General features: G+C 71.8%; 20 protein-coding genes. 9 read left to right on the forward strand and 11 right to left on the reverse strand.

The genetic code is table 11. From position 1 onward, the window contains the following. Positions 1 to 1,075: 1,075 nt before the first annotated feature. The 3 genes from ACIA73_RS28185 to ACIA73_RS28195 all read right to left on the reverse strand — a co-directional run bounded on the left by ACIA73_RS28185 (position 1,076) and on the right by ACIA73_RS28195 (position 2,962). Positions 1,076 to 1,519: a hypothetical protein gene (locus ACIA73_RS28185; protein WP_399441570.1), complete on the reverse strand. Its 444-nt coding sequence runs from the start codon at positions 1,517 to 1,519 to the stop codon at positions 1,076 to 1,078. Between the two features lie 78 nt (positions 1,520 to 1,597). Continuing rightward, positions 1,598 to 1,876, reverse strand: a complete 279-nt coding sequence (locus ACIA73_RS28190) for a hypothetical protein (RefSeq protein WP_399441571.1) — start codon at positions 1,874 to 1,876, stop codon at positions 1,598 to 1,600. A 237-nt stretch (positions 1,877 to 2,113) separates the two neighbouring features. After that, positions 2,114 to 2,962 carry a hypothetical protein gene (locus ACIA73_RS28195; protein ID WP_399441572.1) on the reverse strand — a complete coding sequence of 283 codons (849 nt, stop codon included), beginning with the start codon at positions 2,960 to 2,962 and terminating at the stop codon, positions 2,114 to 2,116. 169 nt (positions 2,963 to 3,131) lie between these two features. On the opposite strand from ACIA73_RS28195, the gene ACIA73_RS28200 reads away from it, so the two are divergent. The 8 genes from ACIA73_RS28200 to ACIA73_RS28235 all read left to right on the forward strand — a co-directional run bounded on the left by ACIA73_RS28200 (position 3,132) and on the right by ACIA73_RS28235 (position 11,470). Beyond that, positions 3,132 to 3,503, forward strand: a complete 372-nt coding sequence (locus ACIA73_RS28200) for a hypothetical protein (RefSeq protein ID WP_399441573.1) — start codon at positions 3,132 to 3,134, stop codon at positions 3,501 to 3,503. Between the two features lie 50 nt (positions 3,504 to 3,553). After that, on the forward strand, positions 3,554 to 3,976 hold the full coding sequence (locus ACIA73_RS28205; RefSeq protein WP_189828657.1) for a phage tail protein: 423 nt from the start codon (positions 3,554 to 3,556) through the stop codon (positions 3,974 to 3,976). A 52-nt stretch (positions 3,977 to 4,028) separates the two neighbouring features. Beyond that, positions 4,029 to 4,751, forward strand: a complete 723-nt coding sequence (locus ACIA73_RS28210; RefSeq protein ID WP_399441574.1) for a LysM peptidoglycan-binding domain-containing protein — start codon at positions 4,029 to 4,031, stop codon at positions 4,749 to 4,751. Further along, on the forward strand, positions 4,751 to 6,685 hold the full coding sequence (locus ACIA73_RS28215) for a VgrG-related protein (protein ID WP_399441575.1): 1,935 nt from the start codon (positions 4,751 to 4,753) through the stop codon (positions 6,683 to 6,685). Before ACIA73_RS28210 ends, ACIA73_RS28215 begins: the two co-directional genes overlap by 1 nt. Positions 6,686 to 6,755: 70 nt before the next feature. Then, positions 6,756 to 7,253 carry a GPW/gp25 family protein gene (locus tag ACIA73_RS28220; RefSeq protein WP_399441576.1) on the forward strand — a complete coding sequence of 166 codons (498 nt, stop codon included), beginning with the start codon at positions 6,756 to 6,758 and terminating at the stop codon, positions 7,251 to 7,253. Further along, the gene (locus ACIA73_RS28225) at positions 7,253 to 9,211 is read left to right on the forward strand and encodes a putative baseplate assembly protein (protein WP_399441577.1); all 1,959 of its coding nucleotides are present in this window, start codon (positions 7,253 to 7,255) and stop codon (positions 9,209 to 9,211) included. The genes ACIA73_RS28220 and ACIA73_RS28225 overlap by 1 nt, the downstream gene beginning before the upstream one ends. 220 nt (positions 9,212 to 9,431) lie before the next feature. Then, positions 9,432 to 9,941 (forward strand): phage tail protein, encoded by a 510-nt coding sequence (locus tag ACIA73_RS28230; protein WP_399441695.1) that lies wholly within the window; start codon positions 9,432 to 9,434, stop codon positions 9,939 to 9,941. Next, positions 9,938 to 11,470 carry an NADase-type glycan-binding domain-containing protein gene (locus tag ACIA73_RS28235; RefSeq protein WP_399441579.1) on the forward strand — a complete coding sequence of 511 codons (1,533 nt, stop codon included), beginning with the start codon at positions 9,938 to 9,940 and terminating at the stop codon, positions 11,468 to 11,470. The genes ACIA73_RS28230 and ACIA73_RS28235 overlap by 4 nt, the downstream gene beginning before the upstream one ends. 259 nt (positions 11,471 to 11,729) lie before the next feature. Here ACIA73_RS28235 and ACIA73_RS28240 read toward each other — a convergent pair whose 3' ends face one another. Then, positions 11,730 to 12,350 (reverse strand): DUF6518 family protein, encoded by a 621-nt coding sequence (locus ACIA73_RS28240; protein ID WP_399441580.1) that lies wholly within the window; start codon positions 12,348 to 12,350, stop codon positions 11,730 to 11,732. A 518-nt stretch (positions 12,351 to 12,868) separates the two neighbouring features. After that, positions 12,869 to 13,510, reverse strand: a complete 642-nt coding sequence (locus ACIA73_RS28245) for a gamma carbonic anhydrase family protein (RefSeq protein WP_399441581.1) — start codon at positions 13,508 to 13,510, stop codon at positions 12,869 to 12,871. Positions 13,511 to 14,413: 903 nt separating this feature from the next. Between ACIA73_RS28245 and ACIA73_RS28250 the strand changes: the two genes are divergently transcribed. Further along, on the forward strand, positions 14,414 to 15,178 hold the full coding sequence (locus ACIA73_RS28250; RefSeq protein ID WP_399441582.1) for a hypothetical protein: 765 nt from the start codon (positions 14,414 to 14,416) through the stop codon (positions 15,176 to 15,178). Positions 15,179 to 15,358: 180 nt separating this feature from the next. Here ACIA73_RS28250 and ACIA73_RS28255 read toward each other — a convergent pair whose 3' ends face one another. The 6 genes from ACIA73_RS28255 to ACIA73_RS28280 form a co-directional block, all read right to left on the reverse strand. Next, positions 15,359 to 17,743 carry a phosphoketolase gene (locus tag ACIA73_RS28255; protein ID WP_399441583.1) on the reverse strand — a complete coding sequence of 795 codons (2,385 nt, stop codon included), beginning with the start codon at positions 17,741 to 17,743 and terminating at the stop codon, positions 15,359 to 15,361. 254 nt (positions 17,744 to 17,997) lie between these two features. After that, positions 17,998 to 18,594 (reverse strand): Crp/Fnr family transcriptional regulator, encoded by a 597-nt coding sequence (locus ACIA73_RS28260; protein WP_399441584.1) that lies wholly within the window; start codon positions 18,592 to 18,594, stop codon positions 17,998 to 18,000. Further along, a complete protein-coding gene (locus ACIA73_RS28265; RefSeq protein WP_399441585.1) occupies positions 18,506 to 19,015 on the reverse strand; it encodes a flavodoxin domain-containing protein in 510 nt (169 codons plus the stop codon). Before ACIA73_RS28265 ends, ACIA73_RS28260 begins: the two co-directional genes overlap by 89 nt. A gap of 54 nt (positions 19,016 to 19,069) precedes the next feature. Beyond that, positions 19,070 to 19,258, reverse strand: coding sequence for a hypothetical protein (locus ACIA73_RS28270; RefSeq protein ID WP_399441586.1), 189 nt, complete (start codon positions 19,256 to 19,258; stop codon positions 19,070 to 19,072). Positions 19,259 to 19,321: 63 nt separating this feature from the next. Continuing rightward, positions 19,322 to 21,952: a cation-translocating P-type ATPase gene (locus tag ACIA73_RS28275; RefSeq protein ID WP_399441587.1), complete on the reverse strand. Its 2,631-nt coding sequence runs from the start codon at positions 21,950 to 21,952 to the stop codon at positions 19,322 to 19,324. 160 nt (positions 21,953 to 22,112) lie between these two features. After that, complete coding sequence (locus ACIA73_RS28280) at positions 22,113 to 23,309, reverse strand: universal stress protein (RefSeq protein WP_399441588.1); 1,197 nt, start codon at positions 23,307 to 23,309, stop codon at positions 22,113 to 22,115. Between the last annotated feature and the right edge of the window lie 142 nt (positions 23,310 to 23,451).

Below are 23,451 nucleotides of genomic sequence, written 5' to 3' on the forward strand. Positions count from 1 at the left end.
CCGCCCGCCTCGCGGCCTGGCCCGGCATGTCGCCGATGTCACCTTCAACGGGTGTGACGCGTACGGGAGTTGCCGACACCGGCTTCGGCGGGCGGCTGCCCACCTGGCAGAACCCGTCGTTCACCGGCCCGTCGTCGCCCGCCGTGCTCGACCCGGTGGCGAGCGCCGGGCTGCTCTCGGACGCGTTCACCGCGCCGTCGCCCCGGCCGCGTCCGGCCACGGGCCTGGAGCGGACGTCGCGGCCCTTGCCGCGCACGGCTCCGGTTCCCCCGTCCGCGCCGCCGGTGCAGCGGATGCCGGTCGCGCCGTTGCGCGCGCTTCCGGTGTCGGACGGTACGCCGGCCGTGCCCGCTCCGCGCGCCGAGCGGGTGCGATGGGCGCGCCCTGTGCCGCCCGAGGGCGGGGCTGCGCAGCCCGCGTCCGCTTCCGGGCGGGGAGTACGGGTGGCTCCGGTACCGGCCGCCGCGGCCCGGTCCCGTCATGCGCTGACTCAGGCGCCGATCGGCAGAACGGCCGTGCAGCGCCGCACCCTGCCCGCTTCCCCCCGGACCTCCGAGCCCCGGCCGGGCCCGGCCCCGTCGGCCTCGCGGTCCGGTGAGGGCGAGCGGGGCGGCTCGGGCGCGCCCGAATCGGAGCCTGCGGGCGGGGCACCGGCTCCTGCCCCTCGTTCCGTACGGCCGGCTGTGGACGGTTCGTCCACGACTCCGGTACGAGGAGGGGTGGACGCGGCGGCACCCGGCGCCGGGGCTCCGGTCCAGCGCGCGGTGCGGGACGGGGCCAGTGCGGCCGGCGGCCCGGTGCCTGACGCCTCGCCACGCGGGGCGAACGGCGCGGCTGCTGGTCGGGAGGCGTCGCAACGTACGGCGGGCGGCTCTCCCGTACGCCGCACCGAGGCGTCCGGGGCGGGTGTTCCTTCGGCACGGCGGGCGGCTGCCCCGGTGCAGCGCGCGGTCCGTGACGGCTCGGGGACCTCTTCCGCTCGGCCTTCGGGCAGCGCGGCGGCGGGTCCGGACGTCCGTCCGACGAAGAACTCGGCGCGGCCTGCGGGTGGTGCGTCCTCACCTTCTCCCTCGGCTCAGGGATCGGACGGCGGCTCGACGGGCAGCGTGCTCGGTTCGGGCGGCAGCACGGCAAGTTCCAGGGGCACGCCCAGCAGCGGTTCCCCCGCGAGCACGAGCAAGACGACGGGCACCAGCGGCACGGCCCGCCCGGACAGTGCACCCGGCACCGGCACCGGCACCCGGGCAAGCGCGAACAGCCCTGCGGGCCCGAGCAGTGCGCCGCGTCCCGGCACCCGTGCCGGAACCGGCAGCGCGGGAAGCGCCCGTCCCGGATCGTCCGCCCCGGCCCCGGCTCCAGCATCGGCTCCGGCACCGACCGACGGGCCGAGCACCGGTGGCTCGGACAGCCCCGGCACCGCCGCCACCCCCGGCACCCAGCAGAACTCCAGCACCGCGAACGTCCCCGTGCAGCGCATCGCGAAGCGGGACTCCTCGGCCGCGTCCTCGCGCCCGGCCACGTCATCGCGCCCGGCCGCCTCGTCTGCCCCCGCGCCTGCCCCTGCGGCCCCCCGGGCCTCGGGTGCCCGGCCGTCGGCTCAGTCCGGCAGCGGGACGCCCCTCAGCAGTACGTCCGCCAGCGGTACGTCCAGTGCTGGGCCCGTACGGCAGACCCCGGCCCCGGCCGAATCAGCCACGCCCGTGCGCCCGGCCGCCTCGCCCCCGGTCCAGCGGTCCGCGTCCGCAGCGCACAGCACCACCCCCGCACCCTCTTCTTCCGCGCCCGGCGTCCCGTGGCCCGCGCCACAGGACGCCGCCCGGCCCGGCCAGGCACAGAGCCGGACGCCGGGCCAGACGCAGCGCACGACACAGGGCACGGCACAGAGCCGGGCGCAGACCAGCGCGCCGACGTCCGGCCCGGCTACGGCCGCCCTCGACCCCGTCCCCGGCCTCCCCCTCATCGGGCCGCGTCCGGAGCAGGCGTCCGAAAGCGCCCCCGTACAGCGGACCGCATCGGCGCGGCAGTCCGGTACGCCCGACAGCACGTCCACCACCACGCCGGTGCGTCAGCAGCAGCCCTCGGGAGGTGCGGCACCTCGCAACTCCCGCCCGACTCACACCAGTTCGGGAGCCGCGACCCCGCGGCCCCGCACCGCCACGCCTTCCGCCCCCGTGCAGCGCGTCCAGGCGTCGGGCTCGCGGCCGGACGCCGGGGCGCGCACGGCACCAGGAGCGCCGGTCGGACCCGTCACCCCTCGCAACGACAGCCGTACGGCAGACGTCTCCCGGAACTCCTCCGTCGCGTCCGGCCCCTCCCCCGAGCAGCTCCGCACGGAGCCCGCACCCGCCGCAGGAAGCTCCCCCGCCCCGGTCCGGCGCACGGAGCCCGGCGCGGACCGTACCCCTCCGGCACTGCCCACCCAGTCGGCAGGCCACGGCGCACCGGTGCAGCGCAGCGTCTCCGCGCCGCGTGCGGGGCTCGGCGCGCCCATGTCGAGGAAGCCGGAGGACGCCGTCGCCACGGGTCCGGCCGCCCGGACCGCCGCCGCTTCCGTTTCGGCAGCCACGTCCGTTCCGGCAGCCACGCCCCCGGTGTCGAGCCCGGCCCGAACCGCCCCGGTACAGCGAGCCGTCACCCCTGCCGCACCCGTGTCACCGGCCAACCCCCCTACGCCGTCGACGACTTCGACGCAAACACCCGCCCGGCGGCGTTCCGCCCTGGGAGCCCCGCTCCAGGCGCCTCCGGCCGACAGCGCACCCCTCGGCGGTCCGGGCGCCGCGCCCCCGCTGGCGGTGGGCGTCGCACGGACCGAAGCCCCCGTCCCGGTGCAGCGCGCCGTCACCCGTACCGCGCCGGCGGCCCCCATCGCCCTGCCCGCAGCCCCGCCGGCGGCGCAGGCTCCGCCGTCCACCCCGGGTCCGTCCGGGTCCATGGCCCCCGGGGCCGGTGCGACCGCGCCCATGACGGCACCTTCCGCAGCGACTCGCTCTGCGGCGACCCGGCCCACGGCCCCCGTCCCGCTCCGTCACCCGAGCACCTCAACCGCCGTTTCTCCACTGCCCGTTGCCTCTCTCGCGCCGCCCCCGCCACCCGGCGGCGCCGACACGCACACCGTCCAGCGTGCCTTCGGCATGCGTGGCGGCGGGGTCACCGGAGCGCTCGCATCGGCGGCTGCGACCACCGTCTCGCAGACCCTGGAGCGGTTCCGGCCGCGGTCGTCCCCGCAGCACGCCCCGCCCGCCGATCCGCCGCCCGCCTACAGCGAGAGCGCGGTGCAGGGCCCGCCGCCGCCCTCCTTCGCGGAAGCCACCGGCTCCACCGCCGGGGAGCCGCTGCCCGGGTACACCCCGGTGCCGCCCGGCGGGTTCGACCCGGACAAGCTCACCGACCTCCAGCTCGACGCGCTGGTGCACCGGATCATCGGCCGCATCACCCGGCACGTCCGCACCGAACTGCGGATGGACCGCGAACGCATCGGCCGGCTCCGGGACCCCCGGCGCTGACCGTACCGCCACCCCGTACCACCACCCCGGAGAGAACAGAAAGGCCCCCGATGCCCCGTCAGGACCCGGGCTCCACCATCTGGTTCACGCTGACCATCGACGGCGAGAGCCTCGGCTACTTCAACGGGTGCGACGGACTGGCCACCCAGGTGGAGGTCGAGCACCGGCAGGAGGGCGGCAACAACGGCTTCGTCTGGACGCTGCCGACCCGGATCACCTTCTCCACCATCCGGCTGACCCGTCCGCTCACCCCGGACACCGCGAAGGTCGCCAAGTGGATCTCGTCGGTGCAGACCGGCATCAAGCGGCCGACCGCCCAGATAGCGGCGCTGCGCGCGGACGGGTCGGAGGTCGCGCGCTGGGGGCTGATCGACGTGCTGCCGGTGAGCTGGCAGGGGCCGTCGCTCAGCCCGGACAGTCCGGCCGTCGCCACGGAGGTCCTGGAGATCGCGCACCACGGCTTCACCGACTGACCCCCGTTCGCGGCGACGCCGTACGACCTCAGAGGAAGACCACCGAGACCACATGGCCAAGAGCAGCAAGGGCGCGGGCAAGAGCCTGGTACGCGCCTCCCTCGCCATCCACGAGCCGCCGCTGGGCACCAGCACCACGCCCGGCGGAATCATCAAGACGTTCCCGTTCTCCTTCAACCCGGCGGAGCTGACCATCAGCCGCCGGGCGCAGTGGCGGGTGACCACCACGCCGGCGGTGCGGGAGGGCGCCAAGCCCGAGTTCCTGGGGCCCGACGCGCGCGAGATGAACGTGGAGATCTTCCTCGACACCTCGATGAAGCCGACGTCCAACTCGGTGCTCAAGCAGGTGGAGACGCTGCTGAGTTGCTGCGAGACCACCCAGAAGTCGATCGATGCCGATCAGCCGTCGCCGCCGTGGGTGGTGCTGGAGTGGGGGTCGTTCTCGACCGCCAGGTTCGTGGCGTACGTGTCGTCCGTGGAGGCTTCGTACACGCTGTTCAGTACGACGGGCGTGCCCATCCGGGCGACCTGCCGGATGCAGTTGAACGAGGTCCCCGGCGACAAGAAGAACCAGAATCCGACCTCGGGCGCGCTGACCGCACAGCGGGTGCACCGGGTCGTCGCGGGAGACACCCTTCAGTCGCTGGCCTGGCGGGAGTACGGCGACGCGACGGTGTGGCGGGCGATCGCGGAGGCCAACGGGATCGACGACCCGTCCCGGCTGCCGAACGGTTCACAACTGCTGATGCCGGCCGCCGGGGAGGTGCGTCGCTGATGGTGAAGCCCGCGTTCTCCAGCATCATCCACGTCGGTATCGGCGGGGCGAAGAAGCTGACCGCCGAGATGGCCACGCACTTCGTGGACGGCTGGGTCGACCAGGGTGCGGGGGTGCCCGCCGCGTTCCGGCTGACCTTCCGCGACCCGGGCCGCTTCGTGCTGGAGAAGCTGAACGCGACGTTCGGCACCAAGGTGGTCCTCACACCGATCGCCGACGGCCAGGGCGTCGGGAAGCCGCTGCTGACCGGTGAGATCACCGGACTTGAGGCCGATTACGACGGCACCGGCACCTTCACCGTGATCCGCGGTTACGACTTCGGGCACCGGCTGGTGCGTCAGCGCAGGGTGGTCGCGTACACCAACCAGACGGCGTCCGACATCGCGCGGAAGCTGGCCAGGCAGGACGGCGTGCCGATCGGGCGGATCGACGCGACGACCGCGCTGTACGAGTTCATCAGTCAGTCCAACGTCTCCGACTGGGACTTCCTGGCCCGCCTCGCGGACGAGAACGACCGGGTCATGTCCCTGGACGCCGAGGGGCGTTTCCAGTTCGTGAAGCCGAAGTCGTCCTCCGGGGCGCCCTCGCCCGGCGCGAACCCCGACAGCAGTCCCTTCATCCTCACGGGGGGCCACGACATCCTGCGGCTGCGCGCCGCCGTCACCGCGTCCGACCAGGTCAGCAAGGTGGAGTCGCGCGGCTGGAACGTGACCACCAAGAAGAAGCTCGTCGAGCGGCAGACCATCTCCACCGACCCGGGCATCAGCATCGGAGAGACCCCCGGCAAGGTCGCGGGGAAGTTCAAGCCGGCCACGCTCGTCGAGACGGGCGTGCCCTACGACCAGCAGTCCGACGTCCGGTACGCGGCGAAGGCGCTCGCCTCCGACGTCACCTCGTCGTTCGCGGAGCTGGAGGTGGCCGCGCGCGGCAATCCCGCACTGCGGCCCGGCATCCCGGTGGCGCTCGCCAAGGTGGGCAAGCCCTTCGAGGGCAAGTACACGGTGACGTCCGTGCGCCACAGCTTCGGTGACGGGGACCGCTACGAGTCGTGGGTGACGGTCAGTGGCCGGCAGTGGCGTTCGCTGTACGGGCTCGCCTCGGGCGGCAGCTCGGACGGCGGCGGAGCGAAGCTTCCCAGCGTGGCGAACGCCCAAGTCGTGGACGTGAAGGACCCGTTGGAGCAGGGCCGGGTCAAGCTGACCTTCCCGTGGCTGGACGACGCGTATGTCAGCGACTGGGCGCGCAGCGTGCAGCTGGGCGGCAAGGGCGGCGGCGGGGTCTTCCCGATGGACGTCGGCGACGAGGTGCTGGTCGGGTTCGACCGGGGTGCCCTCGACCACCCGTTCGTGATCGGCGGGCTCTACAACGGCCGGGACAAGCCGACGCAGGTCAAGGACGTCGATCTGCACGACAAGCTGCGCAAGCAGGCCATCCGGCACACCCTGTCCGACCGCAAGGGCAACCGGGTCGACCTGCTCAGCGAGCAGACCGGCAGGCGCAAACAGGGCGTGCGGATCGCGACGGGCAACGACAAACTGATCGTCAATCTGGACCGTACGAAGACGGAGATCACCGTCAACAGCGCGGGCGAGGTCAGGATCAGGGGCGGTTCGTCGGTGACGGTGTCGGCGGGTGCCGACCTGTCGCTGAGAGCCGCACGCAACATGGAACTGAGGGCCGGTGGCATGGTCACCGTCCAGGGCGGCGGGATGGTCAGCGTGCGCTCGGCTGCCGCGCTCAACGTCAGTGCAGGGGCGGCCCTCAGCCTCACCGCGGCCGCCGCCGCGACCCTCACCGGAACCGGCTCCGTGCAGATCAACTCGGCGGCGAACGTCAGCGTCCAGGCCGTGACGCTGATGCTCAAGGGCGGCATGACGACGATCGACACCGTGGCTCCGCTGCTGGTCAACAGGAAGCCGTACCCCATCCCGTGACCCGGACGGTCCGGCCCCACTCGATTCGGCGCACAGGCGCGACGTACAGGAAAGAACGGGAGATTCACTGATGGCCGAACAGTTCGTCGGCTCCGGCTGGTCCTTCCCACTGCGCATCGGTCCCACCGGCGGCATCGCCCTGGTCAGCGGCGAGCGGGAGATCGAGGAGGCCATCCGGCTGGTGCTGGCGACCGCGCCGGGCGAGCGGCCGATGCGGCCCGAATTCGGCTGTGGAGTACACGAGTTGGTGTTCGCACCGGTCAACGAGCAGACCGCGGGACGCATCCAGCACGAGGTACTGATCAGCCTGGACCGCTGGGAGCCGCGGATCGAGGTGCACAGCGTGGAGGTCTCCGCAGGCAGCGAGCAGAGCGTGCTCTACATCGACGTCCAGTACTCCATCCGCGGCACCAACAACCCGCGCAGCCTCGTCTTCCCCTTCTACGTCATTCCCTCCCACGACGAACCCGGCCTGCCGGACTCCTCCAACGGTCCGGGCGCCACCCACAGTTCGAACGGCCCGCACGCCTCGAACGGCCCCGGTAACCTCCCCGAAAGCGAACGCTGATGCCCCTGCCCTCCCCCAACCTCGACGACCGGCGCTTCCAGCAGTTCGTCGACGAGGCCAAGCGCTACATCCAGCAGCGCGCACCCGAGTGGACCGACCACAACGTCTCCGACCCCGGCATCACCCTGGTGGAGACGGTCGCCCACATGGCCGACCAGATCGTCTACCGGCTCAACCGGGTCCCGGAGAAGAACCACCTGGCCTTCCTGGACCTGGTCGGGATCACGTTGTTCCCTCCGACGGCGGCCCGCACCGACGTCACGTTCTGGCTCTCCGCCCCGCAGGACGAGCCCGTGGACATCGCGACGGGCACCGAGGTCGCCACCCAGCGCACCGACCGCGAGGAGGCCGTCGTGTTCGCCACCGAACACGACCTGACGGTCGTGCCGTGCGGGCTCGGCCGGCTCGTGGTGCAGCGCCAGGGCTCGCCGGTCGTCGACCGTACGGACGACCTCGCCGAGGGCAAGGACCTGCTGTGCTTCTCCGAGGCGCCCGTCCCCGGCGACTGCATGCTGATCGGCCTGACCGCCGCCACCCCGCACTGCGCCGTCGCGCTCGAACTCGACAGCCGCGTCGACGGCGTCGGCGTCGACCCGCGCCAGCCGCCGCTGGTGTGGGAGGCGTGGACCGAGGACGGCTGGCAGGCCTGCGAGGTGGACCGGGACGGCACCGGCGGGCTCAACCGCCCCGGCGACATCGTGCTGCACGTCCCCGGCGGGCACGTGCTCTCGCGCACCGGCGGCCACGAGGCCGGCTGGCTGCGCTGCCGCGTCACCGACCCCCTCTCAGGCCAGCCCTTCTACACCACTTCACCCACACTGCGGGCCGCCGACGCCTTCACCGTCGGCGGCACCACCCGCGCCGTGCACGCGGAGACCGTGTACGACGAGGCGCTCGGCGAGTCCACCGGCCTGCCGGGACAGCGGCTGCGCCTGGAGCACGCCCCGGTCGTCGGCGACGACCCGCCACTGCTGCTCCAGACCGCCGCGTACGAGGGCTGGGTGGACTGGCAGGTGGTCCCGCACTTCGGCGCCTCGGGCCCCGGCGATCCGCACATCACCCTCGACGCCGCGACCGGCGAAATCGCCTTCGGCCCCTCCGTCCGCGAACCCGACGGCACCCTGCGGCAGTACGGCGCGATCGCCCCCAAGGGCTCGGTGGTCCGGGCCCGCCGCTACCGCACCGGCGGCGGCCGCGCGGGCAACGCGGCGCGCGGCACCGTCCAGGTGCTGCGCACCTCGATCCCGTACGTCTCCGAGGTCGTCAACCGCGAGGCGGCGCGCGGCGGGGTCGACGGGGAGACCGTCGAGGAGGCGAAACTTCGCGCGCCCATCACGCTGCGCGCCCAGGAGCGCGCCGTCACCCTGCGCGACTACGAGGAACTGGCCCGCCGGGCCGCCCCCGAGTGTGCCCGGATCACCTGTCTGGCGGGCGAGGAGGGTGAGCACGGCGCGTACGCGGTACGCGTCCTGGTCGTCCCGCAGGCCGTCCCCGACCCCGGCGGCAGGCTCCGTTTCGAGCAGCTCGTCCCCGGCGACGACCTCCTCGGCCGGATCACCCGTCACCTGGACGAACGCCGTCTCATCGGCACCCGTCTCGCGGTCGGCCCGCCCTACTACCAGGGCGTCACCGTGGTCGCCACCGTCCACGCCTTCCGCGGCGTCGACACCGACCGGGTGCGCCGGCAGGCCCACGACGCCCTGTTCCGTCACATCGACCCCCTGACCGGCGGAGCGGACGGCCGGGGCTGGCCGTTCGGCCGTCCCGTGCAGGCAGGCGAGATCTTCGCCGTCCTGCAACGCGTCCCCGGCGTCGAGCTCGTCGACGAGGTGATCCTGCACCCCGCCGACCCGCTCACCGGCAAACGCGGTGACCCCACCGACCGCATCGGCCTCAGTGCTCCGGCCCTGGTCTTCTCCTTCGACCACCGTGTGCGAGTCGTGGGAGGTACCTCATGAGGTACCGAACGGACCCCGGCGGCCCGGACCCGGACGCCGGGCGCGGCTCGCGGCCCCCGCACCCCGCACGCGGCGGAGGAGTCTCGTGAGCGGCGGCCCCGGCGATGCCCGCCGGCCGACGGACGCGGCAGGCACGCCCTCACCCGCCGACGACGCGCGACACCCGGGCGGGCGACGGGCCGGGGTGGACGGCCTCGGGTCGTCCGCGCCGCTCGGCCCGATGCTCCCGGCCGTGTTCGCCGACGACGACCTGGCCCAGCGCTTCGTCGCCGGACTCGACGAGGTCCTCGCACCGATCCTCAACGTGCTCGACTGCCTCGACACCTACTTCGACCCCGCCCTGACACCGGTCGACTTCGCCGAGTGGCTCGGCACCTGGGTGGGCGCGGAGACGGACGGCACGGAGCCCGAGTCCCGGTTGCGGGACGCGGTCGCCTCGGCGGCCGCCCTGCACCGGGTGCGCGGGACCCGGCAGGGTCTCTCCGAGGCCGTACGGCTCGCCTTCGGCGTCGTGCCCGAGATCAGGGAAAGCGGCGGAGCCGAGTGGTACGCCCGCCCGCTCGGCCCCTTCCCCGGTGCCCCGCGCCCCCACCTGCACGTCACCCTGCGACTGACCGCCCCGACCACGACGGACGTCCACCGGCTGGACTCCCTGGTCGCAGCGGTCCGTCCCGCCCACATGCCCTACACGGTCGAAGTGACCGCCTCCGAAAGGACCCTGGAGCGATGACCGTCCAGAACTGCCCCGAGTGCGGGACCCGCGCGGAACCGGGCCAGTCCTTCTGCGACGCCTGTGGCGCCGTACTCGGCTGGAACCGGTCCGCCATCGCGGCCGACGCGTCCCCGGCCACTCCCCCTGGCACCTCGGGTGCCTCGGGTGCCTCGGGTGCCTCGGGTGCCTCGGGTGCCTCGTACGGCACAGAGACCTCGGCGGCCCGGGCCTCCTCTGCCGCCCCTTCCACCACGACCGGCGAGGGCGGCCCGTCGTGGGACGCCTTCGCCCGGCCGGGTTCCGGTGGTACGGGACCGGCCCCCGCCCGGCACGGCGGGCCGATACCCACGGGCGGTGCCCAGGGTTACGCCGCCGACCCCGGCCCGGGGCACTCCCGCCCCTCGGACGCGCCGGGGCAGCAGTGGCACTCGCCGGCGGCCCCGCACGGCCTCCGTCACACCGGGGAGGACGACGACACGCTTCCCCAAGACCCGGTGTCCACGCGGGCCCCGGCCGCCGACACGCGCCCGGTGGACCCCTGGCCCGCGACCGGTGACCGTCCCGGCCACCGCCACACGCCCGGCGGTGAGCGCGGACACCGCGACGCCGGACACCGTGACGCCGGACGTCGTGACGCCGCCGGTCATGTCGACGCCGATCGTGCCCGCTCGCTGCTCGTCCCCGTGGCCGATCCCGAAGGTTCCGCGGACGCGCCGCCGGTCGCCCCGGTCCTGCCCGGCCGGCCGGACGCCGAGCGGCCGCACGTCCGTACGCCGGAACCCCGGCGGGACACCGGCGACGGCCCGCCCTGCCGCTGGTGCGCCACCCCCAACCGCCCCGGCCGTCACTTCTGCTGCCGTTGTGCGATGCCGCTGGCCGAGGAGGCCGAGCAGGCGCAGCTTCAGCTCTCCTGGTGGCGGCGGCTGCGGGGACGCGGCCGGCAGGAAGCTCCCTGGGCCGGTGACCGGCCGCGGCTGCGCCGCGCGCTCGACCGTATCGGCACCTGGATCGGCATCGCCGTCGCCCTGGCTCTCACGGTCCTCGCCGTCCTCTACCTCCCCGACGGCATCCTGGCCACCAGCGACCACTTCGCCAAGCGGGCCCCGGTCTCGCCGGACACCGTCAGCGCGTCCCACACCTTCCCCGGACACAAGCCGGAACTGGTCTTCGACAAGCGGAGCAACACCTGGTGGGGGCCGGGCCGTGCCGAGTCCGGCCAGGGCGAGTGGATCGAGGTCGGGTTCCGCGAGCCCACCCGCTTGCTGGACGTGATCATCACGCCGGGAGTCTCCAGCCGCCCCGAGAAGATCAACGAGTCCGCGCTGCCCCACCGCGTCAAGGTGACGATCACCGGCAAGGACGGCGCGACGACCACCCGTGACCTCGTCCTCGACCAGGGTGCGGGCGCCCAGCGCCGACCGTTCCGCGTCGGCGAGGCCACCAAGGTCCGCTTCACGGTCGAATCGGCACATGCGGCCTCCGCGACGAAGCAGGTCGCTCTCGCCGAGATCGAGTTCTTCGGCCCCTCCTACGGGGGCCGCCTCTGACGCTCGCGCACGGCAGGACACTCGCGCACGGCAGTGGCCCGGCTGCACACGTGACGTACCGGCGCAAACCGGCGCCGGTTGTCAGGAGTTGAGGGCCCGGCATCCTCTTCTGCGACGGTGGCTGGTGCCGCAACTTCGCCCGGCTTCTCCAGCTGTTCACGTGACCACCCCCGCGGCCGTACAGACGAAACGGCGCCCGAAGTCACCTCTTCCGGCTTCGGGCGCCCGCGCTGCCGCCACTCCCCTCGCCCATGCACGCTCAGCCGAGGAGTGTCGTCAGGATCAGCCTGTAGAAGACGAGGTAGGCCAGCAGTGAAAAGGGAATGGCGGTCAGGAGGGTCAGGGCGCGTTCTCTGTGGGTGCGGCCCATGAGCAGCGGCACGAGAACCAGAACGGCGAGGCAGGCCCATGCCTCGGGGGCGTAGTGCAGAACCCAGGCGTAGTGGATGGCTTCCGTGCCGAAAACGCCCGCCAGGGCGGCAAGACCGATGACGCGGTGGCGCGAGCTGACGCCTCGCCACCCAAAGCCCGCCACCCCGAAGAGAGGGCCGGCGACGCATGCCATGCCGAGCCAGACAAGGGGAGCGAACAGAGAGCCCATGCCCTCGCGCGCGACCTCCGCGTAGGCGTAGTAGCCGACGACGAGACCGGACTCGGCGAACAGGCCCGCGACGGCGGCCGCGCGCAAGCCGGCCTTCCGGGCCAGCAGCGCGCCTGCGACGAACGCGGCGACGGACCAGACCGCACCGGAGTTGGCGATCTGATTCCACGTACCCGGAAGCCAGCCCTGGACCAGATTGGTCAGGACGCCGAGAAGGAGTCCTCCGGCGAATGCCGACGCCGTTGCGTTGGCCCAGGCTCTTCCGCTCGTATCAGGCACTGAAACGGTGACGGGGGACGCGCTCACGGTGGTGCTCACTCTTCTGTCGAGGACTGCCTGGCTCACACCTCTTGGTGCAGTGGTAAGGATGTGTGGCGCCAACGCTGCGTTCCCGTGAGCAGCGACCCAAATGACAAGTTGCCTTCTGTGGTCGACGTGCCGAGCAGCGGATACCGGGAGAAGACGCAAGGGAAGATGCCCTGCGAGTCGGCCGCGCGGGCCGATGAGGTGCTGTGCCTGAGGAAGACCTGTGCCGAGGGACAGGACAAGAGGGGCAGGATCACTGCCAAGGGCGGGGCAACCGAGTGGCTTTACCGGCAGTCCAGCGCCGCCCAGGACCACCCGCCCGCTGTCCTCGCCCCTCATGCTCGGCCTCCATGTCATCACCGCCGTCCAGTGGCGCCGACGCGCCGACGCCGACTGAAGCGCCTGCCTGCAAGCACGTCAGTACGCTCAAACGGGCAAGCCCACGCCCACGGAACCACGATCCAACGCACTCAAGGGTCGCTGACGCGGCGCTAGTCGGGATTCGCGACCTCATCGTCCGCGTGGGTGCCGAACTCGGCGACGCGGACCTCCGCGATGGTCTCGTACCGGCTGATCCGGTCGGTCCACTCCGCGTCGACGCCGAACGCCGCCTGCGCGAAGCCCACCCGACGGACGGCCTCTGCCAGGCCTGGATCACCAGGGGCCAGCAGCCGCACCGGAGTGTCCAGCGCCACGGTGTGCGGCGGCACGAAGTACTCGTCCGGCAAAACGGTGCGCGCATGGACGAGCGCGCCGACAGCGACAACCGCGCCGGCCCCCAACCGTGCGTGCTGCAGGACCGTCGCCGAGGTCGCCACATAGACGCACCTGTCGACCTCGCAGCCCAGCAGCGTGGCATGCGGTCCCACGAAGACGTGGTCGTGGACAAGCACCGGCTGATCGCCGGCGACCGCAGACCCGCGCAACACCGCGTTCTCACAGATGACCGCCGCCTCCCCGACCTCGATCCGAGACCCCGCGGCATTGAGTACGGCGCCGTACATCACCCGTGCCCTTGGCCCCACACGGACATCGCCGACGAGCGTGGCCGTCGGGGCGACGTAGGCGGTGGGGTGGACCTGTGGTTCATGGCCGCGATGCTGCATGCGGATTCCCTGCGTGTTAGCGATCATGAGCGGATCATCGACCGACAGACGAGAGCATGCTGGCGGATTTCGGACGTCGCGTTCGCCGAGATCCGTGCCACCCCCGATCCGGGGCACTACACGGCGAACTGTGGGTGAGGCGGCACGAGCGGATCGAGTCGCCCTCGACGCCCTCGACGCCCTCGACGCGCATCTGCCAGACGGCCGGAGCGAAGGCAAGGCCCCGAGAGCGCGCGCCCTCCAAGGAGCGGGGACGGCGGTGATGGTGCCGCAGATATGCTCCTCTCCACGCTCGGCCTGCTACTGACCACACTCCCGCTGACGGTGGCCGGCGAACACGGCTGGCCCGCTTGGCCGTTCCTCGCCATGACCGCCGGTGTGCTCGTCCTGGCCGACACGCAAAGACCAGCCCTTCCGGACCAGCCACGGACCAGCCACGGACCAGAATTCCGCCTCACTCTCCGGGCGTCGCAACCCGGTTGACTCAATCCCACTCCTCCATCGACCGCTCGATGAGCCTGTTGGCCTGGGGCCGGCCGCCGGGCCCACTGCGCAGGCGCCCGAGGCGGTGGTCGGCATCCAGGAACTCGGACACGTCGGTGCCCCGGTCCTGGAGTTCGCCTTCGCTGCCGCGGCCGAAGACGGACGTCCCTACGAGCTCGTAACACGCTCTGCGCAGGCGTGTTAGCGTCAGCGCCGTGTCCGAACGACCAGCGTGTACGTTTCCTGTCTGTGGCAGCAAGGGACAGGCGACGGCACGCATGGTGTGCGCCCAGGGCCCAGTCGCTCCGGGTACGAAGTGGACGTACCGCACGCGGATCGACGTTGACGTCATCGGGCATGCCGACAGCGACGAGCAGGCCGTGACGGCGCCGCAGTCGTACCCCTGCATGCCCCGGGCCTAGTCGGTAGGTGATTCCTTTGACCGGTATGGATTCGACACTGATCGTCGGCCTCACGGGCTCGATCGAACTTCACGAGTGGGCCGACCGGCTGTACGCGGACGGCCGGGACGACGACGCGTTCAGCCTGATCGTCAGACAGGGCGTCATGCAGGGCCTGACGGAGTTCCACGGGTCGAAGGAATCGCCCCGGGTCAGCTGGAGCCATCACGACGCGGGCGACTCGTGGACCGGAAGCTCCGATGCACCCGAACTGATCTGGTTGCAGGTCGACACTGCCGAATCGGCACCGGGCAGACTTCCGCTGCAGCCGATCGCTGCCGTGCTCGACCGGGTTCTCAGGAAGGTCGGCACACCGCGGATCGATGAGGGTGCCTTCCTCATCCCGCTGGGTCGGTTCCCCCATGACTCGATGGAGTTCGCCTACGACCGCGACTGGTTCGAGTTCTCCGACCCGGACCGGTCGGAAGTGACCGGCATCGAGCTGTACGCCTCGGCCGGCGAGGGTGGCGAGAGTGCGGACGTGGCCGACGTGGCCGCGACGGCTCAAACATGGCTCGGTGACGCAGCCGTACTGGCAGTAAGCGACCGGCCCGCACCGGGGCCGGTCGCATTCCGAGGATCTCCCTACGTATCGCTGGAGTTCCTCGGCCAGGTCGACTGCACGGTCCGCGAGTGGTCGATCGAGGCACTGGCCTGGCTGACCGAAGTCCTCGGCTGGGCGATGTCGAGTGCGGGGTGTGGGAACCACGGGCTCGTGCGGCTACGCAGACAGCCCACCACACGCGCCTGAACGGCACGGGCCCCCTTCCCAACATCCCGGACGTACCGCACGACTCACGGCAAATCGCTGCGTGTTGCCCGTCCGGGCCGCGCCCCACAGCCGACCACGCACCCCCACCGGGACCCCCGGACACCCACTCCCCCGGGCAGCGGCCCTGCCCGCTGCGGCACCCACCGGCGTCGTACCGGATCAGCCGGTCCAGGACCAGTCGGCGACCTCCGGGAGGTCCATGCCGTGTTCCCGTATCCAGCTGTGATGCCGCATACGGGTGTCCTCCAGCTCCTGCCGGAACGCGGCCGCGCGCACGGCAAGCCCGGGGACCCGGTCGATGACGTCCATCGCGAGCCGGTAGCGGTCCATGTCGTTGCGGACGACCATGTCGAAGGGCGTGGTCGTGGTGCCCTCCTCCTTGTAGCCGCGTACGTGCAGGTGGTCGTGGCCGGTGCGGCGGTAGGCGAGGCGGTGGATGAGCCAGGGGTAGCCGTGGTAGGCGAAGACGACCGGTTTGTCGGTGGTGAACAGGGCGTCGTACTCGGCGTCCGGCATGCCGTGCGGATGCTCCGCGGCGGGCAGGAGGCGGGCCAGGTCGACGACGTTCACCACGCGTACGCCCAGCTCGGGCAGGTTCCGGCGCAGCAACTGTGCCGCTGCCAGCACCTCCAGTGTGGGCACGTCGCCCGCGCAGGCCAGTACGACCTCCGGTGCACGGCCCTGGTTCTCCGTACCGGCCCACTCCCAGATACCGGCGCCGCGCGCGCAGTGACCGCGGGCCTCCTGAAGGGTGAGCCAGTCGAAGCAGGGCTGTTTGCCCGCGACGACGACGTTGACGTAGTCCCGCGAGCGCAGCACGTGGTCGGCGACGGAGAGCAGGGTGTTGGTGTCCGGGGGGAGGTAGACCCGTACGACCTCGGGCGACTTGTTGAGGACGTGGTCGACGAAGCCGGGGTCCTGGTGGGAGAAGCCGTTGCTGTCCTGGCGCCAGACGTGGGAGGTGAGCAGGTAGTTGAGGGAGGCGATGGGGCGGCGCCAGGGCAGTCGACGGGTGGTGCGGAGCCATTTGATGTGCTGGTTGACCATGGAGTCGACGATGTGGGCGAAGGCTTCGTAGCAGGAGAAGAGGCCGTGCCGGCCGGTGAGGAGGTAGCCCTCCAGCCAGCCCTGGCAGGTGTGTTCGGAGAGGATTTCCATGACGCGGCCGTGCCTGTCGAGGTGTTCGTCGACCGGGAGGGTCTGTTCCTGCCATGCCTTGCCGGTGGCCTGGTAGACGGAGTCGAGCCGGTTGGAGGCGGTCTCGTCGGGGCCGACGAGGCGGAAGTCGCGACGCTCGGCGGTGTTCTCCATGAGCTCTTCGAGCAGGTCGCCCAGGACTCGGGTGGGTTCGTGCATCGTCGCGCCGGGTTTGTCGACCTGCACCGCGAAGTGTTCCAGGGGCGGCACGGGGAGTGCGCGCAGGAGGAGCCCGCCGTTCGCGTGGGCGCTCGCGCCGAGCCGAAGTGCGCCGTGCGGCACGCCTTCCAGGACCTGCGTGCGGGGGCGGCCCCGGTCGTCGAAGAGTTCCTCGGGCCGGTAGGAGCGCATCCACTGTTCCAGCTGGTGCAGGTGGTCGGGGTTGTCACGTACGCCCGACAACGGCACCTGGTGCGCGCGCCAGGTCCCCTCGACCGGCAGGCCGTCGACCTCGGCGGGGCCGGTCCAGCCCTTGGGGGTGCGCAGGACGATCATGGGCCAGCGGCGGCGTTCGGTGGCTCCTTCGTCGCGGGCGGCGCGCTGGATGTTGTTGATCATGGCCAGTGCGGTGTCCATGGCGTGCGCCATGGCGCTGTGCACCTGGAGCGGGTCGTCTCCCTCGACGTGCAGGGGGTCGTGCCCCAATCCCCTGAGCAGGTCGTCGAGTTCGTACGAGGGGAGCCGGGCGAGCAGGGTCGGGTTGGCGATCTTGTAGCCGTTGAGGTGGAGGATCGGCAGGACCGCTCCGTCCTGTACGGGGTCGAGGAACTTGTTGGAGTGCCAGGACGCGGCCAGTGGCCCCGTCTCGGCCTCGCCGTCGCCGATCACGCAGGCGACGAGGAGGTCCGGGTTGTCGAAGGCGGCGCCGTAGGCGTGCGAGAGCGCGTAGCCGAGTTCGCCGCCCTCGTGGATCGAGCCGGGGGTCTCGGGTGCCACGTGGCTGGGCACGCCGCCCGGGAAGGAGAACTGGCGGAACAGCCGCGCCATGCCCTCCGCGTCCCGGCCCACATCGGGGTACGTCTCCGAATAGGTGCCCTCCAGCCAGGAGTTGGCGAGGACGGCGGGCCCCCCGTGTCCGGGGCCCCATACGCAGAGGGCGTCCTTGCCGGCGGCCTTGATCATCCGGTTGAGGTGGGTGTGGACGAGGTTGAGGCCGGGCGAGGTGCCCCAGTGGCCGAGCAGTCGGGGCTTGATGTGCTCGGGGCGCAGGGGTTCGGCGAGCAGGGGGTTGGACATCAGATAGATCTGGCCGACCGCGAGGTAGTTCGCCGCCCGCCAGTGCGCGTCGAGCGCTGCCAGCTCCTGCGGGCCGAGGTAAGCGGCCAATTCCTGATCGGGCTTCGGCATCGCGTAGTCCCTTCATTGGCGGTGGGGCAGGACGAAACCGCCGGCAGACGCCCGGGACAACGGCGCGGCTGACGGGGCCGGTGCCTCGTTCCTCAGCCTAGGACCGCCTCCCGTACGGAGCGAGGGGCCGATCGGCCCTTGCTGGGCGGTGAGTGGGTCCGCCTCCGGTGGGAGGCGGCATACCGAAAGGACCGCGGAGGTCGCGCACCCTCGGACCGACGGGTCCTGCCCCGCGCCGTGTGCCCGGAAGTACATCAGTGAGGCAGCCCGCTGCCCGCAGGACCGTAGAGATCCAGCAGGCGAATCCTCGCCGCGTGGAGGCGATGGGCCAGCACCTGCGCGACCCACAGCCCCACGGCCGCGCCCAGTTCTGGATCACTGGCGCACAGCTCCCGTACGGCCACGGCGTCGAACTCCGCAGCGGCCACCGGCCGCACGGCTGTTGCCCCGAGCTGCCAGGTGTGTGGCTCGAACAGCCATGACCACCCGACGAGTTGCCCCGGTCCGAGCGTTTCGATGACCACCGGGCGGCGGCCCGGGACGTGCATGTCGAGTGCGACCGAGCCCTGCCGTACGACCCGGAACCGGTCGGCGCGCTGCCCCTCGTTGAACAGCCGGGTGCCGGCAGGGAAGGCGACCTCCTGCGCCTGTACCGCCAGTCGGGGGCGGTGCTCCGGGGGAAGTCCACTCAGGCTGTTGGTCGTGACGGACAGGTCCGTTCGCCCTTTCCGTATCGGTAATTCCGTTCCCGCTGACCGGCTTTCATCGCAGCGGAACCGCGGCAACGGGTTTCGCGGCGAGGGCAGTGGCCCAGGCAGAAATCGCGTCGAAGTCCCGGAAGTCCCCGCCACGGCCGGACTCCACGATCGTGCGCGCCATGCGGCCCCGGGCTCCCTTCTCCAGCCGACCGCCGAACGTCCTGTGCTCCCTCGCGTCGAGACGGATCATGGCGCGACGGACACCCCGGACCGGCGGAATGTCCCTCTCGCCGGCCGACGGGTCGAGCGGTCCGCTGCTGAACAGCCACACCGCGCGGTTCAGCAACTCGCTGCGATGCCGCCGGGCGAACCGCACCGCGTCCACGTGCCAGCGCCCCATGTACAAGGCACCGCCGACAACCACCAGGTCGTACGACGTGACGTCCTCGACCTCGGCGGCGGGCCGCACCTGCGCCTCCATTCCCTGAGCGCGTAACGCATCGCCGATGGCCTCGGCAATACCCGCCGTCGAGCCGTTCCTGGTTCCGTACGCCACCAGCACTCGCTGTGTCATGACCGGCCTCCGTCTTGCGACATGTGCATTCGGGTATCCGTGATGCCTTCTGTTTCAGCGCAGCCAGGGGTTGCCGCGCACGAGGGGCTTCCGCTTCCCCATACGGCCCAGGCCCCGGACGCGTCCGGCGTTCCAACTGTCGAGGAAGGCCCGGAGGAGCACGAACCCGGTGAGGATCCGCGCCCCGGCGAGGGCCGTGTCGAACGTCGTGGGCCGAGCGGCTTCGTGCGTGCCGGCAAACAACTTCGTCGATCCCGTGCCCTGGGCCGAAGGGCCGAACCTCGGGCCGAATGGCCCTATCCGGCCCTACTTGGACGGGCGTCGGTCCTTCCCGTGGCTGCGCGCCCACAGGGTCTCGGCCCGTGCGGCTCCGAATCCGACGAGGCCGGCGGTTGCCGCCAGTCCCAGGCCGGTCGCGGAGGGCTGCGTTGTCTCCAGGATGCCGGACAGGAACGGTACGTAGAGCGCTGCCGCTCCCAGCCCCGCAGCGACCGCGACCGCTCCCGGCAGGTACAGGTTGCGGCTGGTGAACAGCCGCTCCCTGAGCCCGAGGGACACACCGAGCTGTGCGGCCAGCAGGGCGAGGAAGAGAACGGTCTGCCAAGGCCCGCCCTGGTGCCGTATCCACAGGCTCGCGGCGAGGCTTGCCGCGGTCACCAGCAGCGACAGGCGCAGGACCCGTTGCCAGAGTCCGTCGCCGAGGATGTGCTGCTGAGGGGCCCTGGGCGGCCGCCGCATGGCGTCCGCCGAAACGGGTTCGGCGCCCATCGCGACGCCGGTCAGGCCGTGGGTGAGCAGGTTGATCCACAGGATCTGCCCCGCACGCAGCGGAAGGGCGAGACCGAACAGCGGTCCGGTGAGCATGACCAGGATCTCCGCCGCCCCGCCGGCCAGGGCGTAGAGGAGGAAGCGGCGGATGTTGGCGTAGACGCGGCGCCCCTCCTCGACCGCAGAGATCACCGAGGGCAGTGCGTCGTCGGCGAGGACGAGGTCGGCGGCCTGCCGGGCCACCTCGGTACCCCTGCTGCCCATCGCCACACCGATGTCCGACTGCCTCAGGGCAGGGCCGTCGTTGACTCCGTCGCCGGTCATGGCGGTGACTTCGCCCCGGTCCCGCCACGCCTGGATGATCTCCAGTTTCTGCTGCGGGGTCGTCCGGGCGAATACCTTGACCTCGGTCGGATCGGCGACGCTTCCGGCGGCCAGCTCCGCTCCGGTGGCGACGCAGTGGTCCGCTGCCGCTTCCGCTTCGGTGAGGATGCCGACGCGGATCGCGATCGCCTTGGCGGTGGCCGGGTGGTCGCCGGTGATGAGTACGGGGGTGATCCCCGCGCGGCGGCAGGCTTCCACCGTGGTGACGGCGGCCGGCTTGGGCGGGTCACTGATCGCGGTCAGGCCCAGGAGCCGCAGCCCTGCCTCAGCGTTCTCAAGGGGATCGGGAGCTTCCTCGAATCCGCCGGAGGCCACGGCCAGGACGCGGTAGCCCAGTGCGGACAGCTCGGCGGCTTCCTCGCGCGCCTGTTCCAGAAGCGCCGGGCTGTCGTCGAGCAGCGCACAGTCGAGCACCGTCTCGGGTGCCCCCTTGACGAAGACCGTGACCGTCCCTGACGGGGTGTTGTGTGCGGTCAGCATGCGCTTGCGGAGACTGTCGAAGGGGATCTCCCCGATACGCGGGTACGTACGAATGAGCTCGTCGTGCACGCAACCCGCTTTCGCGGCGGCGGCCAGCAGGGCCGCTTCGGTGGGGTCACCGAGCGACGACCACTGCGTCTTCCGGGAGGTCGGCGGGACCAGCGAGGCGTCGTTGCAGAGCATCGCCGCGACGAGCAGTTCCCGCGCCGCCGCAGCGCTGCCGGGGGCGTTGCCCCCGCCCTGGCCGAGGGCTTCGAAGGTGCCGACCGGTTCGTATCCACTGCCGCCCACGGTGACGGTGCCGCGCGGGGTCCACACGCGCTCCAGGACCATGCGCCCCTCCGTGAGGGTGCCGGTCTTGTCAGTGGCCAGTACGGTCACCGAGCCGAGCGTCTCCACGGCGGACAGACGGCGGACCACCGCGTTGCGCGCCGCCATCCGCCGGGCGCCGAGCGCCAGCCCGAGGGTGACGACGGCCGGCAGCGATTCGGGCACCGCGGCGACGACGAGGCTGATGGCGGTGACCGCCATGGTTTCCAGTGACTGTCCGCGGAAGAGTCCCAGGGCCAGGACGAGCAGGCACAACCCCACCGTGACGAGGGCCAGCACGCGTCCGAGCCCGGCCAACCGCTTTTGCAGCGGCGTGAGTTGCTGTCGGGGGTGCAGGGAGGCGGCGATCTTGCCCAGTGCGCTGTGTGCACCGGTGGCGGTGACGGTGGCGACCGCCCTGCCCCTCAGTACGACCGTTCCGGCCTGCAACCGGGCGGACTGCGGGTCGGCGCCGTGGGCGTCCTTGTCCACGGGCACCGATTCGCCGGTCAGGGCGGATTCGTCCACGAGCAGGGCCGCGGCGTAGGTGAGGGTCGCGTCAGCGGGGATGATGTCTCCCTCGCTCAGGACGAGCGCGTCGCCCGGGACCACCGTGGACGACGGGATCTGCTGCTCCGTGCCGTCGCGGGTGACGCGTGTGGTGGGGGCGGTCATGGCGGAGAGCGCGGCAACCGCGTTGTCCGCCCGTACCTCCTGTGCCACACCGACCGTGGTGTTGAAGAGGATGACCACGCCGATGACGACGGAATCGGCGTAGTCCCCCGTGGCCACGGTCAGGGCCACGGCGACCAGCAGGACGAGGATCAGCGGGTCCCGCAACTGGGCGAGGACACGGGAGTGGAGCACCGTCTTCTGCTGCTCTCCCAGCTCGTTGGGGCCGTGTCGTTCGAGGAGACGTACGGCCTCCTCGTGGCTCAGCCCCACCACGCGGGCTGCTTCCGGCGCTGTGGTGGCGGACGTCCGCGGCGGATTCACTGCATGTCTCCTCAGAGTGAACGATCATGTCCGTTCCGCAGGCCGCGTTCGCTCCGAAGCCCGTCCTCGACGGGCGTCCCCCGTGTCTTCGGAGCACCCGCGTGGAGCTGCGGTGCGAATCGCCGTACTCAGATGGTGCGGCCTTGTCCACGCCGCTACGTCAGGGGGTGGGAACCTCGGTCTGCTCACCCTGCGGTACATGGCGCGCAGCGGAGGCGGCGGGCCAGTACGCGACCGGGCCGCCCAGCGGGGGAACCACGAACAGAGGGCAAACGGCCTGGTGAAGGAGCACGTGGCTGACCGACCCCACGACCATGCCCCGGAACCCTCCGAGTCCCCGTGAGCCGACGACCAGGCACCGGGCGTGGGCCGCCGCACGCGCGAGGGCCCGCGCCGGATGCCCGTACTCCACCTGGTACTCGATCTCCACCTGGGGGTACTTCTCGGCGCAGCCCGCTGTCGCCTCCACCAGCTCCGCCCGGGTCCGGTTCTCGACCTCGTCGTCCTCGACGCCCGCCAGCCTGCCGGAGTGGTGGTGACGCACCATTACCACCTTCAATCGCGCTCCGGCCAGAGCTGCCTCCTCGAAAGCGAACATCATCGCTTCCTGGGCATTGGCCGAACCGTCGACGCCCACCACGACCAGGTGCGAGCCGGCGGCCGTCGGCCGCGGTCGGCGCACCACCGCGACCGGGCACCCCGCGTGCGCGGTCAGGGTGACACCCAGCGGAGAGACCGAGAACATCTGCTCCACCATGTTCAACGGCTTCACCCCCACCACCAACAGGCTTGCCTCCGGCCCCTGTTGGACCAGCACACGGGCGCGCGGCCCGTCGGCAGTGCGCGCCACGATCTCCAACTGCGGATGATTCTTGTGCACGAGGTCCGCCGCCTCACGCAGCAACATCTCCCCCGCCGCACGGAAATGCCCGCTCCAGGTGTACTGAGGATGCTCCCCGTGCGGACGCGGTTCCGCTCCGGGAGGCCACTCAAGGGCGTGCACCAGACGCAACGGCAGAGCGCGCAACACCGCTTCCTCCGCGGCCCAGGCAACACCGGCCTTGCTTGCCTCGGAGCGGCTCACCCCGACGACAACGGGCTTTCGCTCAGATGCGCTGGTTGCGTGAACGGTGCTCATTGCGGAACTCGCCTTCAGTGGACAGCGGTTGCGTGCCGGGCCCACCCAGCCTGCTGGCACCGAACCTCGGCAAGGAGGGGCCAACAGGTACACGCCATGGGCCGAAGGTCCCTCGGACGGCCATGGCCCCTTGCCAGGCGGGCTCCGGCAGAAGTGCCGTACGTGCGCACCGAGTTTTCTCCGCGCCGGCCGCGCCAGCCTTGAACCGGTACGGGACATGATCCGCTCCGACGGGGTGCCCACCCGGCCCCGGACCGTCCGACGGCGCTGCCGAACGCGCCCGAGCAGTACGGCAGTACGGTGAAGACGGAACAAGGGGGAACCGGGCAGAGTCGTTGTGCTTGTCGAGTCGGCCGGAGGA

The sequence above is a fragment of the Streptomyces sp. NPDC051561 genome (assembly GCF_044454195.1).
In the GTDB taxonomy this organism is placed as follows: domain Bacteria; phylum Actinomycetota; class Actinomycetes; order Streptomycetales; family Streptomycetaceae; genus Streptomyces.

Coding starts and splice junctions, on each gene's coding strand:
- ACIA73_RS28210 (WP_399441574.1), top strand. CDS start 4,029: ATGGCCAAGAGCAGCAAGGGCGCGGGCAAGAGCCTGGTACGCGCCTCC.
- ACIA73_RS28280 (WP_399441588.1), bottom strand. CDS start 23,309: ATGTCCCGTACCGGTTCAAGGCTGGCGCGGCCGGCGCGGAGAAAACTC.
- ACIA73_RS28220 (WP_399441576.1), top strand. CDS start 6,756: ATGGCCGAACAGTTCGTCGGCTCCGGCTGGTCCTTCCCACTGCGCATC.
- ACIA73_RS28265 (WP_399441585.1), bottom strand. CDS start 19,015: ATGACACAGCGAGTGCTGGTGGCGTACGGAACCAGGAACGGCTCGACG.
- ACIA73_RS28245 (WP_399441581.1), bottom strand. CDS start 13,510: ATGATCGCTAACACGCAGGGAATCCGCATGCAGCATCGCGGCCATGAA.
- ACIA73_RS28215 (WP_399441575.1), top strand. CDS start 4,751: ATGGTGAAGCCCGCGTTCTCCAGCATCATCCACGTCGGTATCGGCGGG.
- ACIA73_RS28250 (WP_399441582.1), top strand. CDS start 14,414: ATGGATTCGACACTGATCGTCGGCCTCACGGGCTCGATCGAACTTCAC.
- ACIA73_RS28205 (WP_189828657.1), top strand. CDS start 3,554: ATGCCCCGTCAGGACCCGGGCTCCACCATCTGGTTCACGCTGACCATC.
- ACIA73_RS28255 (WP_399441583.1), bottom strand. CDS start 17,743: ATGCCGAAGCCCGATCAGGAATTGGCCGCTTACCTCGGCCCGCAGGAG.
- ACIA73_RS28200 (WP_399441573.1), top strand. CDS start 3,132: ATGCGTGGCGGCGGGGTCACCGGAGCGCTCGCATCGGCGGCTGCGACC.
- ACIA73_RS28195 (WP_399441572.1), bottom strand. CDS start 2,962: ATGGGCGCGGTCGCACCGGCCCCGGGGGCCATGGACCCGGACGGACCC.
- ACIA73_RS28225 (WP_399441577.1), top strand. CDS start 7,253: ATGCCCCTGCCCTCCCCCAACCTCGACGACCGGCGCTTCCAGCAGTTC.
- ACIA73_RS28230 (WP_399441695.1), top strand. CDS start 9,432: ATGCTCCCGGCCGTGTTCGCCGACGACGACCTGGCCCAGCGCTTCGTC.
- ACIA73_RS28235 (WP_399441579.1), top strand. CDS start 9,938: ATGACCGTCCAGAACTGCCCCGAGTGCGGGACCCGCGCGGAACCGGGC.